The sequence below is a fragment of the Gemmatimonadota bacterium genome (genome assembly GCA_040388535.1).
In the GTDB taxonomy this organism is placed as follows: domain Bacteria; phylum Gemmatimonadota; class Gemmatimonadetes; order Gemmatimonadales; family GWC2-71-9; genus Palsa-1233.
Window position 1 is genome coordinate 150,235 of the sequence record JAZKBR010000007.1, and the last position, 14,104, is coordinate 164,338.

Below are 14,104 nucleotides of genomic sequence, written 5' to 3' on the forward strand. Positions count from 1 at the left end.
TTCCTTCACCTTCAGGAGTTCACCATGAAGTTCCCGGTCAAGTCCCTGGTCATTCTCGCCTGTGTTGCGGCTCCACTGCAGGCGCAGAGCGCCGATGTCGGCGTTCCGGCACTGCGTTCGCTCTGGCAGCAACTCGCGGGCTACGTGCTGGCATCGGCAGAGGATATGCCCGAGGCGAAGTACAGCTTCAAGCCGACTCCCGAGGTCCGCAGCTTCGGTGAAATCATCGGGCACGTGGCCGGCTCGCAGAACATGTTCTGCGCCGCGGCGCTCGGCGACAAGGCGCCCGCCGAAGACGCGGTCGAGAAGACCGCGAAGAGCAAGGCCGAGCTGATCGCGGCGATGAAGGCGTCGATCGCGTATTGCACCAAGGCGTACGCCCAGACCGACAAGGCATCGGCCGCCGAGATCACCCTCTTCGGGCAGAAGCGCAACCGGATGTACGCCCTCGGGATCAACGCGACGCACGATGGTGAGCACTACGGCAACCTGATTACCTATCTGCGGATGAACGGTATGGTCCCGCCGTCGTCGAAGGGGATGTAACCGCAGCCCGGAACGTGCGACTCGGTACCGGCACGGCGTCCCCAGATCGAAAGGGCGCCGTCCCGGTGCCTCTCGTCCGTCTTCTGGAGGTCCCAGTGACTCTCGTTCGCCGATTCTTCTCGGCCGCCACGGCCGCCGCAGCGGTACTGCTCCTCACCGGCTGTCCCGGTGCCACCGACATCAAGAAGCTCCTCGATGACCCATCGCACTACGAGGGGAAGAGCGTGCGGATTGCCGGTGAAGTGACCAAGGCCGTCGGGGCGCTGGGATTTGGCGTCTATGAAGTGAAGGACGGTACTGGCACGCTGACGGTGGTCAATCAGACCGGCAGTGGCGGGACGCCGCGGGTGGGAGCCCAGATTGGTGTCGAGGGAACCTTCCGGTCGGCGTTCACGGTCGGGAGCAAGACGATCGCCGTGCTGCTGGAGAAGCGGCACAAAGTGCGCTAGGCCCCACGGTTCACCCGGCGCGGGAATCGCGCCATTCGCCCACGCCTGTCAACGCGGCGCCACAGTTGTGGCGCCGCGTCGTCGTTTCGGGCAACCCCGAGCGAGGGGGTACGGATTGGGAAGTCGTGGGCAAGCATAGGGATGACGGTGGAATAACGCCGCAGAAATCCGGCGCACGGCACGTGCGGTGGCCTCCTTGGCTCACCATCACATTCGCTCTCGCCCCGTTCTTCAAGAGAGACCCCCATGATGCCCTCCCGCCTTCGGCGCGGATACCTCGGCGTGGCCGCCCTCGCGCTGGCTGCCGGCTGTACCGCGGATCCGGTGGTACCAACCAACATCCCCGGCTCCGGCACCGAGTTGGCACCAGCCGGCACCGCGAACCTCGGCGGGACCGTCGTGGTCAAGCCCAGCAGCATGAATGGCTGGTACTTCTGGAACGACAGGAATGACGTGTTCACCGGCAGCCCGGGGGAGTTGGTCACGGGTCCGGCGTCCCCGCCTGCCGGAGTTGGCAGCGTCCGACTTGGCCCTCTCACTGATGACGGAACGACGGCGGCCGGGCATTCGGTGATTGCGACGAATGCGTATGCCGGAACACCGCTCGCGAACATCACCGACCTTTCATACGCGAGCTATCAGCCTGGCCCCACCCTGGCTGTCGCGATGCAGTTTGACGTGAAGTACCGCACCACCGACGTCGCCTATGGTGGGCGGCTGATATTCGAGCCGTACCAGAACGGGGCGGCCTCGGTCGGCGCGGGTTGGCAAAGCTGGACGCCACTCGCGGGGCGCTGGTGGGCGTCGAAGACGTCGGCCGCGGGTAGCGGTGGGGCTCAGGTGGTCGCGCTGCCCGCTGGCAACTGCGCCCAGGCGACGCCATGCACGTGGGCCGAGCTGATGGCGGCCTTTCCTCAGGCGACGATCTCCGGACGCTTCCTGCTCAAGGCGGGCTCGAACTGGAATGGCTTCGACGGCAATGCGGACAACCTCGTCGTTGGTGTCAGTGGCCTCACCACTACCTATGACTTCGAGCAGGAAGCGCAGTGTACTGCCGTGTGCTATGCAGATGCTGTCACCGGCAATGATGCGTTCGGCGGCGGCACCGCAGCAAACGCCAAGCAGCACATCCAGGCCGCGATCAACCAGGTCAGCGCCGGCGGTGTGGTCCGCGTGCTTCCCGGCACCTACAACGAGTCGGCGCCGAACAGCGTCGCGACGTCGGTGGGTGGGACCTATCAGTTCGGCCTCTTCTTCGGCTCCTCGAAGCCCGGTATCACGCTCATGGGAGTGACCGCGGGAGACGTGCCGATCACGAATGCGGCAGCGACGCTCGCGACCATCAATACTGACGCGACCAACAATTTCGGCACCAGCGGCATCTTCGTGGAAGCGGTCAACACCACGATTCGTGGCGTCACGGTGGGGCCGAATGTCAGCGGTGACAACAAGACCATCGAAGTCGTCGCGGACAACTTCACGCTGCAGTACGCGGCAACCGCGGTCCCTGGTGGCGGCGCAGTGTACATCAGCGAATTCGACGCACCTGCCGGCGCGGTGTCGAGCTATCACCTGCTGAACAACCGCTTCACCGATGCGACCCAGATCGCGATCTCCAGCGGCGCAGGCCTCGCGGGCCCGGCATCCGCCCGGGAAATCAAGGGCAACGCCTTCGATCTCGGCGGAGCCAGCTGGCCGTCGATCAGCTTCAACGGCAGCGGCGGCGTCCCGTGGTTCACCAAGAGCGTCGGTGGTGCCGATATCAGCGGCAACAGCTTTACCGGTGGCTCGGCCCAGTACATTCGCGCCCGCGGTACCTACATCGAGGCACAGTTCGCCTGGCAGGCGTGGTGGACAGGCAATACCTACGACAAGGCGACGGTCGCGCTCGTGACCGAAGCCCCGTTCGACGTGCGGTCATTCTCGTATACGAGTGCGCCGTATACGTTCACGAATGTGCGGCGAATCGGGTCGACGATTCAGGGAGAAGTGGATATCGCAGTGGCTGGCGACGCTGTGCTTGCCAGAGCGGGGACCTACCCCGAGGATGTCGTCGCCAACAAGGCAAACCTGAAGCTGAAGGGCGCCGGGATTGACGCTTCGGTGATTGTCGGGCCCATCGGGGGCCCGGGGTCGACCATCGCGATTGCTGCGGCCGGCATCCTGATCGACGGATTCACGATCACCCGCGCAGGCAATACGGTGGCTGACTGGAACGGCGCGCTGAATTCGGCAGGTGTCGCGGTTCAGGGTCAGACCAATTCGGTGGAGCTTCGCAATTCGAAGCTCAGCGGCCTGCGAACCGGTGTCGATATCAACAACAGCAACGGCAATTCGATTCACAACAACATCATCGACAACAACCGCACCGGACTGATCTTCCGAAACCAAACGGACAACACATCCGTCATCAACAACTTCATTACCAACAACTGGACCCTCGGCGTTCTGTTCCTCGATGGCAGTGGGGGCACCAACAGCCCCGTGCAATCCGCCATCAACTCGACCTTCAGCTTCAACAACATCAGCGGGAACTGGTACGGCCAGATTGGTGATCGGCAATCAGGCGGGTCCTTGCCGTCGCCGGGAACGAATCTCAAGAACTTCAGCGGCAACTGGCTAGGAAGTACGGCGCCCGTGATCAGCGGCGCGGCGAGTGTGGAGCCGGGCTATGCGGCACAAATCCCCATCGTGTTTGGTGGCGGGGCGAGCGCACCTGGCGGTCAACCCGATCTGACGGGCCCCGCCACGGCGAACATTGTGTACATCCCATTCCAGTGCACCGGCACGGACGTTTCTCCGGCCATCGGCTTCCAGCCGGCGGGGATCCTCTCCACGCTCGCCGGCGGGTGCGTGTTCGACACCCAGGGCCCCCTGACCACCCTCACGCCCCCTGCACCGGCGCCGACCAACACGACGATCGGGATTCCGGTGAGCATCAGCGACTTGACCACCGGCAACTCGCCGCTCAAGTCGTACACCTGGACTCGTGACGGTGGCGTGCCAACAACGATCACGTTCGGCAGCAGCGCCGTGACTCAGGCGTTTGTGCTGAACGTGCCGGCCGATGCGGCCGCTGACGTCGACAACATCTGCGTCCGTGGCACCGATATCTGGAACAACGTCGGTCCCGAGGTCTGCGTGATGGCGGTGTGGTACGATCCGAATGCCGGCTTCGTGACCGGCGGGGGCTGGATCAATTCTCCGGCTGGTGCGTTCCCGGCGAGCCCGCTGCTCACGGGCAAGGCCAACTTCGGCTTCGTCTCCAAGTACGAGAAGGGGAAGACGATCCCGACCGGCAACACCGAGTTCCAGTTCAACGCGGCAAACTTGAACTTCAAGGGAACGGTCATGGAGTGGCTCGTGGTCTCTGGCGCCAAAGCCCAGTACAAGGGGTCCGGTACGGTGAACAACGCCGGCGACTATCGCTTCATGCTGACGGCCATTGATGGCAGCGCACCCGGCGGGGGCGGCGCCGACAAGTTCCGCATCCGGATCTGGAATAACCTCGGCGGCGGCCTGGTGTACGACAACCAGCTGAATGCACCCGACAGCGCCGACCCGACGACTCTCCTCGGTGGGGGCAGCATCATCATCCACAAGTAGCCCCGCTCGCACAGGCACGACGGAAGGGCGCCCCAAGGGGCGCCCTTTTGTCGTTCGCGAGATCGCCGCCTCGCGCTCCCGCTACCTTCAAGGGATGACCGACCCTCTGCCCATCCCTCCCGGCGCGCCTGGCATCGATGCGCGCTGGACCTCGAGCGCCAAGGCGGGGGTCGGGACCGCGTTCTCCGATGCCTCGCGCGTCTGGTTCACGATCAGTCACGGCATCCTCAACGAGATCTACTTTCCTGACGTCGATGTCGCCTGTACTCGCGACCTCGGAATGGTGGTCACCGACGATCACGGCTTTCTCTCCGAAGAGAAGCGCGACGCACACCACGAGGTCGAGTGGCTCGGTCCCGGCATCCCCGCATTCCGCTTTACCAACAGCTGTGCCTCGGGGCGCTACCGGATCGAGAAGACGATCTTCGCCGCGTCAGAACACCACACGATTCTCCAGCATACCCGCTTCGTGCCACTCATCGGCACACTCGACGACTATCACGTCCACGTGGTCTGCAGCCCGCATCTCGGCAACCAGGGCGCCGACAACACCGCGTGGGTCGGTGAGTACAAGCAGGGGCACGGGCTCTTTGCCCAGCGCGCCGGCTATGCCATGGCGCTGATGGCGAGTGTGCCGTGGCGACGCCGCTCGGTGGGATTCGTCGGCGCATCCGATGGCTGGCAGGAGTTGCAGGCGAGTGGTCAGCTGGTCAACGAATATCCGCGCGCAGAACATGGCAATGTCGCGCTCTCTGGGGAACTCGACCTCCGCGCGAGTGGTGGCGAGTGCGTGATCGCGATCGGCTTCGGCCACGACTGGCCCAAGGCCGCGCATCACGCGCTGGCCTCGATGTTGGTGCCCTGGGAAGAAGTGTTGCAGCGCTACACCCGTGAATGGGAAGAGTGGCAACGCACCCTGATTCCTCTCGACGATGCTGATCCGACCCCGGACCTCTTTCGGGTCTCGATGGCGGTGATGCGCACGCACCAGTCCAAGAGTTTCTTCGGCGGCACCATCGCTTCCCTCTCGATTCCGTGGGGCTTCGCGCGGGGCGATGGCGACCTCGGCGGCTACCACCTCGTCTGGCCGCGTGATCTGGTACAGACGGCAACGGGCCTGCTCGCCGCCGGCGCCGTTGATGACGCGGTGAAGGTGATCCGCTATCTCCACGCGGTGCAGGAAGTCGATGGTCACTGGGCGCAGAATTGCTGGCTCGACGGCACGCCCTACTGGAAGGGCATCCAGATGGACGAGACCGCGCTGCCGATTCTGCTGACCGATCTCGCGCACCGCGAAGGCGCCCTGACCGAAACCGATCTGCGCTGGCTCTGGCCGATGGTCCGCCTTGCCTGTTCCTACATCGTGCGCAATGGTCCGGGCACGATGCAGGACCGCTGGGAAGAGGACAGCGGCTTCTCGCCATACACACTCGCCACCGAAATTGCGGCCCTCCTCGCGGCGGCCGACCTCGCCGAGAAGATGGCCGAAGGCGTACTGGCGCAATATCTCAGGGAGACCGCCGACGCCTGGAACGAGTCAATCGAGCGATGGACCTACGTCAGCGACACCCCGCTCTCGCGTGACGTCGGCGTCGCGGGCTACTACGTGCGCATCGCGCCGCTTGACGTCCCGGAACAGGGAAGCGCGGCGGCCGGCAACACGATCATCAAGAACCAGCCGGCGGAACGCGGCAGCGCCCCCACGCATGAGGTGATTTCACCCGACGCGCTGGCGCTGGTGCGATTCGGCATTCGTCGAGCCGATGATCCGCGGATCCGCGACACGATTGCCGTCATCGATGCGCGACTCAAAACCGACTTCGCGGTGGGCCCCGCGTGGCGGCGCTACGGTCAGGATGGCTATGGCGAGCACGAGGATGGCGGCGCCTTTGATGGCGTCGGCGTCGGGAGGCCGTGGCCGCTGCTCACGGGCGAACGCGCCGCCTATGAAATCGCGGCGGGCAATCTCGTGCGCGCCGCCGAACTGACCGCGACGATGGCGGCATTCGCCAATTCTGGCGGACTGCTCCCGGAGCAGGTCTGGGACGGCGCCAACTCCGCCGATGGCGAACTCGTCTTCGGCAAACCGGCCGGCTCTGCGATGCCGCTGGTGTGGGCCCACGCCGAGTATGTGAAGCTGCTCCGCTCGCTGCGCGACGGTGCGATCTTCGGCACCCCGTCCCAGCCGCTCGCGCGCTACGGAGGCGCAACCATGCCCACCGCGCACTTCCCGTGGGGCTTCAACCTCAAGGCGCGCCGGATGCCTGAGGGGCGCAGCGTGCGAATCACGGTACTCACGCCAGCCGTCATTCGCTGGAGCACTGATGGCTGGGCCACGGCGGTCGACACACCCACTCGCGACTCGGGATTCGGCACCAGCATCGCAGATTTGCCCACGGCGGAGCTGGGGCGCGGCGCAACCGTGGAATTCACGATGCAATGGCTCGAAAACCAGCGCTGGGAAGGGGAGAACTTCTCGCTCACGGTGGAGTGAGCCGCCTGCGGGCGTGTTTCCGAGACCCGGCGCCGCCGTCCTAGAGGCGTCCCACTGGCTTCGCCCACTCAGGAGAGAGCAGCAGATGCGCGTACTCGTGATCGATATCGGCGGTTCCCACATCAAGGTCGCCACTAACTTCGGCACCGAACACCGTGCCGCCGTATCAGGACCGGAGCTGACCCCCGACCAGATGGTCGCAGCGGTGAAGGAGATGACGGCCGACTGGAGCTGCGATGCGATTTCCATCGGAGTGCCCGGGCCCGTCGCGAAGAACACCCCCGTCGCCGAGCCGAAGAATCTCGGGCCAGGGTGGGTGAACTTCGACTTTGCCGGCGCCTTCGGCCTGCCGGTGAAGGTCGTCAACGACGCCCTGATGCAGGCGATCGGCAGCTACGAAGGCGGCCGAATGCTCTTCCTCGGACTCGGCACCGGGCTCGGCAGTGCGCTGGTGCTCGACAACCACGGCTTCCCGCTCGAGCTCGCGCACCTGCCCTACCGGCGCCGGAAGAGCTTCGAGGATTACCTCGGCAACGCGGGCCGCAAACGGATGGGGAACCGCAAGTGGCGCCGGCGGCTCGTCGAGGTCGTCCGCAGGCTCCAGGCAGCTACGCTGGTCGATTATGTGGTGCTGGGTGGGGGTAACGTCGAGCACGTCGAGGAACTCCCCGAGGGCGCTCGCCGCGGCGACAACGATAACGCCTTCATCGGCGGCTTCCGGCTCTGGGATATCGGCGGAATCGACGGCTGAAGAGCGGCTTTCGTAGCAGTAACGGGGCGAGTGCGGTGGCGATGCCACACGTTCTCGCCCCTGGTGTTGCGCGCCAACCCGTTGACTTATAGCGACTTACAGAAAAAAGACCGACTAGCACGCGAGTTGCCTTGGATAGTGGCCAGATGAACGCGCAACAGATCGTTGCGAAGTGTTGGCCTGACACCACAATCCTGGGTACCGAGGTTTCCGATGCGTCGCTTCCGTCTGGTCCCTGCTCTCGCCCTCGCACTGCTCGTGGCGCCGACCGCTGCACGAGCTCAGCTGGGGGTGGACTTCACCTCGGCGAGTGACGCGAACAACGGCTGGTTTTCTCTCGGCTGGAGCTTCAACGTGCTGACGCCGTTCAGCGTGAGCGGCCTGGGGTTCTACGATGCCGGGAAAGATGGTCTCAACCAGTCTCATGAGGTCGGATTGTGGACGAGCGGTGGGACGCTCCTGGCTAGCGCGACGGTCAGCAGCAGCGACCCGCTCATCTCGTTCTGGCGGTTCGCCACGATCACACCGGTCAATCTTGGCGTCGGCTCCTACATCATTTCGGGCGCGAGCCACAATGAGTTGTACCCCTTGAACAACTCTGTCGGGACGGTCTTTGACTCGAAGATCACCTACGGGACCGACTGGTGGACCGGCGGAGACCCGTTGGTGTTCCCGACGACCAGCAACGGACTGAACGCAGGAAACCCGGGTTGGCTGGCGGTGAACTTCCTAGAAGAGAACCCCAACCACCCGCAGGACATCGCCCCCGAGCCGGCCACGATGTCGCTGCTGGCCACCGGCCTTGCGGGCCTTGCCGCCGCCGGCCGCCGGAAGAAGATTCTGCGAAGCTGAGCACACCCCTCTCTCCGCGGATTCGCCGATGAAGCTGACCCGTGTAGAGCTGCGTACCTCCCCGATCGGACTGGCTCGTCGCCGTCTGGTCGGGGAGGTCGTCTTTCGCGACTCGCCCTCTCAGCGTGAAGAGATCTGGTTCGACGTCCCGGACAGCCTCGGCGACCAGCTGAGCGTGACAGGGAATCCCTGGCTCGCGTGCCTGCTCCCCCTCGCGGTCACCCTCAAGGAGCCACTCGAACTCTGCCTCCCGGTCGACCCCGCCCTGCGCGAAGGGGTCGATGCGCTGATGCAGGTATGGAAGGGGTGGTATCCCGGTGTCGCCGAACCAGTGGCGATCGAGACCGACCTGCTCCCCGCCGGCACGCCGGACTTCACGGCCCGCACCGGAACCTTTTTCAGTGCCGGACTCGATTCGTTTTACACCCTGCTCCGACACGAACCTGGCGGCGGCGCGCACCATCGCCTTCAGATCGACGACCTGATCACCATCTGGGGCTTCGACATTCCGCTCGAGAACCCGGCGGCCTTCGATCGACTCTCCGCGCGGAACTCCGCGATCGCAGCGGCGCTGGGCAAGGAACTCGTTCCGATCGCCACCAACTTGCGCGAGTCGAGCTGGCAGCGCACCAACTGGGGCCGGCTCGGACAGGCATCGGCGCTCGCCGCCGTCGCCTACGCCATCGAGTCGCGTTTTCAGCGGGTGCTGCTGCCATCGAGCATTCCCTACAAATCCAATCGGCCGTGGGGCACGCATCCGCTCGTCGATCCCCTGCTCTCGACCTCCCGCATCGATCTGCGCAACGACGGCGCGGTCGCGAGGCGAATGGCCAAGGCTGCATCAGTCGCCGCGTCGGACCTGGCGATGCGGGAGTTGCGTGTCTGCTGGATGGGGCGCTCCGATTCGAATTGCGGCCGCTGCGAGAAGTGCCTGCGCACGCTGACCGTATTCGAGATCCTCGGACTGCGCGATCGTTGCGTTTCGTTTCCGCGCGATGCGTGGAGCGTGGCGGCGCTGGCCGGGTTACGCCTGCGACAGGATCTCGACCGCGGCCAGATGGAGCGCGTGCGTGAACTCGCGATCGATCGCGAGCGCCCCGAGATCGTGCGGGCCATCAACCAGTCGATCCGTCGCTACGACACGCGCCGTTCCCTGATGAAGCTCGCCCGCACCCTGCGACTCCGCCCCCCCGCCGCCCAGAGGTGATCGAATGACCGCGTCCGCCACCGGCATCCTGCCTCGACGACTCGGCACCCTCGCGGCAACCGGCACGATCGTCGGCATCATGGTCGGGAGCGGCATCTTCAGGATTCCCTCGTCGGTCGCGGGTCACCTCGGTTCACCCGGGCTCTTCATGCTGGTCTGGGTCGTCGGCGGCCTGCTCGCCCTCGCGGGCGCGCTGGTGGTGGGTGAGTTCACAGCGATGTTCCCAGTCCCCGGCGGACACTACATCCAGCTCCGCGAAGGCACCGGCGAAATGTCGGCCTTCGTCTTTGCCTGGACCACGGTCTTTCTGCTGCGGCCCGTCGCACTCGGCGCGCTCGGGCTCGTCTTCGCTGCCTACCTCGGCACCCTGATTCCGGTGACCGCGCCGCACGAACGGCTTGTGGCAATGTCTTTGATTGTGGTCGTGAGCGCGGTCAACTACCGCTCCGTGGCGGCGAGCGGCGTGATCGCGACTCTCCTCAGCGCGGCCAAGGTCCTGGCGCTCGGGGCGATGGTCATCGGCATCTTCCTCGTGGTGCCCACCTCGGCCTCGAGCAACACGGTGGCAGCTGCGCCCTCGACGCTGCACGGCTTCGGGCTCGCGCTCGTGACAGTGATGTGGACCTTTTCCGGCTGGGGCTCATCCACCTCCATCGCCGGTGAAGTGCGCAATGCCGAGCGAGTGATGCCCCGGGTGCTCTTTGGCGGTGTCAGCTTCGTCGTGCTGCTCTTCCTCGCGATCAACGCGGCATACCTGCACGCGCTCCCGATGGCCGAGATCGCCGCGTCGAAGACGGTGGCCGCTGATGCGGCGACGCGCGCCTTCGGGAATGTGGGTGGCTCGCTGATCGCCCTCCTCGTGGTGGTGGCGACCTTCGGATCAATGCACGCCACGATGTTGAGTGCGCCGCGAATGCTCTTCGCCCTGGGTCGTGACACGCCCGCGTTGCGACGCCTCGCGGCGGTTCACCCGGAATTCGAAACCCCGGGCATCGCGGTCGCGGTGACCTGCGTGCTCGGCGTGGTCTACCTCACCACCAACACCTTCGAGGAACTGGCCGGTGCGTACGTTCTGGGATCGTGGCCGTTCTATGTGCTGACTGCGGTCGGGCTCTTCCGGCTCCGTCGCCTCCGCCCCGACTTGCCGCGCCCGTTCCGCACCCCGGGTTACCCGATCGTGCCGGGGCTCTTCCTCACTGCCGCGCTGGTGATGGTAATCAACGGTGTCTGGGCCGACCCGGTCCAGGCGCTCAAGGGCTCGGCCCTGATCCTGAGCGGCGTGCCGGTGTTCTGGCTGATGCGCCCCGAATGCCGCCCGTGGGGTCGCCCGGCGCGCTGACAGGCGCTTCGGGCGGCTATCTTCTCGCATGGATATTTTCGTCGCCAGGCAGCCCATCTTCGACCGCGGCCGTCGCGTGGTTGCCTACGAGTTGCTCTTCCGGTCCGGCCTCCAGAATTCCTTCGGAAACACCGACCCCACGGTCGCCTCCCTCTCGATGGTGGGGACGACCCTGATGGGGTTCGGCCTCGATGCTCTCCTCGGCGACCGGCGCGGCTTCTTCAATGCCTCGCGCAGACTGCTGGTGGAGGAGCAGTGGCGTTCATTGCCAGTCGAGAGCGCCGTCATCGAGGTGCTCGAGTGGGTCAGCCCGGATGAAGAAGTCATCGCCGCCTGCGCTGCCCTCAAGGCGGCGGGGTACCAGCTCGCCCTCGATGACTTCGTCGCCTCGCCAGAGTATGAAGCGCTGGTAGAGTACGCCGACATCATCAAGATCGACTTCCTCGCGACACCGGTGGCGGAACGCGCCGAACTGGTGCAGCGCTTCAAGCCGCGCGGAATCGTGATGCTCGCGGAGAAGGTCGAGACCTACGAAGATTTCGCGATGGCACTCGATGCCGGCTACGATCTCTTCCAGGGCTACTTCTTCTGCAAGCCGGAGATGATGAAGGGGAAGGATCTCGCGCCGTTCAAGGGGAACATGGCGCGCCTGATCGCGGAGATGAACCGGCCGGAGCTCGACTTTCCGCGACTCGAGGAACTGATCCAGCAGGAAGTCTCACTGTCGGTAAAGTTGCTGCGCTTCCTCCGCTCGGCGAGCTTCGGCTGGCGCCACGAGGTCACCAGCATCAACCAGGCGTTGCGGATTCTGGGCGAGAAAGCGGCGCGAAAGTGGGCCTCGCTCGTGGTGCTCACGATGATCGGCGACGACAAGCCGATGGAACTGGTGACCACGTCGCTGGTGCGAGCCCAGTTCTGCGAAGAAGTCGGTGCGCGACTGCCGAACGTCGACCGACGCGGCGACTTCTTCCTGGTCGGGCTCCTCTCGACCATCGACGCCCTGCTCGATCGGCCGCTGCCGGAGTTGCTGCAGGAGATGTCACTGAGCGAGGATGTCCGCGAAGCGCTGCGGGGTGAGGCCACGGCGCTGGGCGAGTGCCTCGCGATGGTCACCGCCTACGATCAGGGTGATTTCTCGCGGGCTGAATCGCTCGCCGCCGAACGCGGGCTCGATTCCGAGGAACTCCCGGCGGCATACACCAAGTCGATCGCCTGGGTCGACGAGATCTTCGCTTCGCTCTAACCTGAGACGCGCGCCTCGAGCAGTGCGATGACCCGGGCGCGCGCGTCGAGGCCGTGAACGGGGAGCACCAGCAGGTCTCCGACCCTGGCCCACCGCAACGCCTCCACCACCGCATCCACTTCGTCGAGCACCGTTACCAGCTGATCCTCCGCGGCGCCGAGACGGCGGAGTTCGTCGTGGATCAGCGCGGGAACCTCGCCGACATCGCGCCCGCGACGGTACCCTTCCAGCTCCTTGATGATGATCCGATCCGGCCGCGCGTCCCACGCCGCCCGGGCGAGTGCCGCGATGGCGTCGTCGCCGCGGTTGCCTGCCTGACCCAGCAACAGCAGCAGCCGCGCCGGGGCCTGCGATCGTGCCACGGCGAGGAGACCTGCGAGCCCGGTCGGGTTGTGGGCATAGTCGAGCAGGACTTCGATGCCATCGAAGCGGTACCTGCCCAGCCGGCCGGCATTGTCCGCGGGCCGGACACCAAAGGTGCGCAGCACTTCGGCAATCGTGGCCGGTGCGACGCCGAGTCGGCTGGCGGCGAGTGACGCGGCAAGGGCGTTGGCGACGTTATAGCTGGCACTGCCTCCAACGGTGAGTGGCATCGCGGTGATCGCACCGAGATCGTGACGGCCGCTGGCATCGTCGAGTAGCAGTCGATCGCCATCGCGCCACGCGGCGACCTGGTGGGTGCGAGTGGTGACCGCAGCTCCACTCGGGGAAAACCAGACGGCGGCATGCTCGGTTGGCAATGCGCTGTCGAGCAGAGTCGGGTCATCGCCGTTCAGCACCAGCACACCATCGCGACGGAGCCCCTTGGCCGCCACGAGTTTGACCGTGGCAAGATCGGCCAGCGAGGTGATGCCGTACTCGCCGAAATGATCCGCTTCGATGTTGGTGACCACCGCCACATCAACGCCGAGCACCCCGAGCCCGCGCCGCAGGATGCCACCGCGCGCCGTCTCGAGCACGGCACCCTGCACGGCCGGGTCGGCAATGACGCGTTGCGCTCCGGCCGGGCCCGACCAGTCACCAACCTCCACCGCTTCGCCCGCGATGAAGACGCCGTCAGTGCAGCACCAGCCGGTTCGCCAGCCGTGTGCCGTCATCATCGCCGCGATGAGGCGAGTCGTCGTGGTCTTGCCGTTGGATCCGGTGACGAGCGCCACGTGACGATCGGCGTGCGCGACGATCGCGAGATCGTTGCTGGGAGCGAGGATCTCGGCCTCCGCCATTGCGGCGAGCTGGGCGATGGCGCCCGCTTCGTCACGCGGCAAATCACCAGGCGAGAGGAGCGGGGGCAGCGGTGCAAACCCCGCGCGACGCACCGCATCCGCCCACGCCCACTCGTTGACCTCGGTAGCGGTGAGGAGCCGGTCACCGGGGGCCGTAAAGGCGAGCATCAGGTGCCCGGCACGCTGCTCGGCCACCAGATGCGGCACCGGCCAGCCCAGGGCCTGGAGCAGTCGGCGAACCGTCTGCTCCCAGGCAGATGCAATCGTGGCCGCCGCGTCGGGTGGCGCGGTCCCTTCGAGCACGACACCCGGCAGGTCGAGCCAGAGACTGGGGCCGAAGAGTCGTCGCGAGTCGCTGAAATCCGGTGTGTCGGAGAGCGGAGAATCCACGGCG

At 65.7% G+C, this 14,104-nt stretch carries 10 protein-coding genes; 9 read left to right on the forward strand and 1 reads right to left on the reverse strand.

What is annotated here, in order from left to right; translation table 11 throughout:
• Positions 1-24 precede the first annotated feature (24 nt).
• The 9 genes from V4558_14070 (at position 25) to V4558_14110 (ending at position 12,487) form a co-directional block, all read left to right on the forward strand.
• Positions 25-546, forward strand: coding sequence for a DinB family protein (locus V4558_14070; GenBank protein MES2306632.1), 522 nt, complete (start codon positions 25-27; stop codon positions 544-546).
• Positions 547-641: 95 nt separating this feature from the next.
• Complete coding sequence (locus V4558_14075; GenBank protein MES2306633.1) at positions 642-995, forward strand: hypothetical protein; 354 nt, start codon at positions 642-644, stop codon at positions 993-995.
• Positions 996-1,241: 246 nt separating this feature from the next.
• Entirely contained in the window at positions 1,242-4,601 is a 3,360-nt protein-coding gene (locus tag V4558_14080) for a right-handed parallel beta-helix repeat-containing protein (protein ID MES2306634.1), read from the forward strand.
• A 94-nt stretch (positions 4,602-4,695) separates the two neighbouring features.
• Positions 4,696-7,095, forward strand: a complete 2,400-nt coding sequence (locus V4558_14085; protein MES2306635.1) for a glucan 1,4-alpha-glucosidase — start codon at positions 4,696-4,698, stop codon at positions 7,093-7,095.
• A gap of 85 nt (positions 7,096-7,180) precedes the next feature.
• Positions 7,181-7,846: an ROK family protein gene (locus V4558_14090; GenBank protein ID MES2306636.1), complete on the forward strand. Its 666-nt coding sequence runs from the start codon at positions 7,181-7,183 to the stop codon at positions 7,844-7,846.
• A 213-nt stretch (positions 7,847-8,059) separates the two neighbouring features.
• A complete protein-coding gene (locus tag V4558_14095) occupies positions 8,060-8,698 on the forward strand; it encodes a DUF4082 domain-containing protein (protein ID MES2306637.1) in 639 nt (212 codons plus the stop codon).
• Positions 8,699-8,726: 28 nt separating this feature from the next.
• Entirely contained in the window at positions 8,727-9,905 is a 1,179-nt protein-coding gene (locus V4558_14100; GenBank protein ID MES2306638.1) for a hypothetical protein, read from the forward strand.
• Positions 9,906-9,909: 4 nt separating this feature from the next.
• On the forward strand, positions 9,910-11,244 hold the full coding sequence (locus V4558_14105; protein ID MES2306639.1) for an amino acid permease: 1,335 nt from the start codon (positions 9,910-9,912) through the stop codon (positions 11,242-11,244).
• A gap of 28 nt (positions 11,245-11,272) precedes the next feature.
• Complete coding sequence (locus V4558_14110) at positions 11,273-12,487, forward strand: HDOD domain-containing protein (GenBank protein MES2306640.1); 1,215 nt, start codon at positions 11,273-11,275, stop codon at positions 12,485-12,487.
• On the opposite strand, the gene V4558_14115 is transcribed toward V4558_14110, so the two are convergent.
• Positions 12,484-14,100, reverse strand: a complete 1,617-nt coding sequence (locus V4558_14115; GenBank protein MES2306641.1) for a Mur ligase family protein — start codon at positions 14,098-14,100, stop codon at positions 12,484-12,486. The genes V4558_14110 and V4558_14115 overlap by 4 nt on opposite strands.
• Between the last annotated feature and the right edge of the window lie 4 nt (positions 14,101-14,104).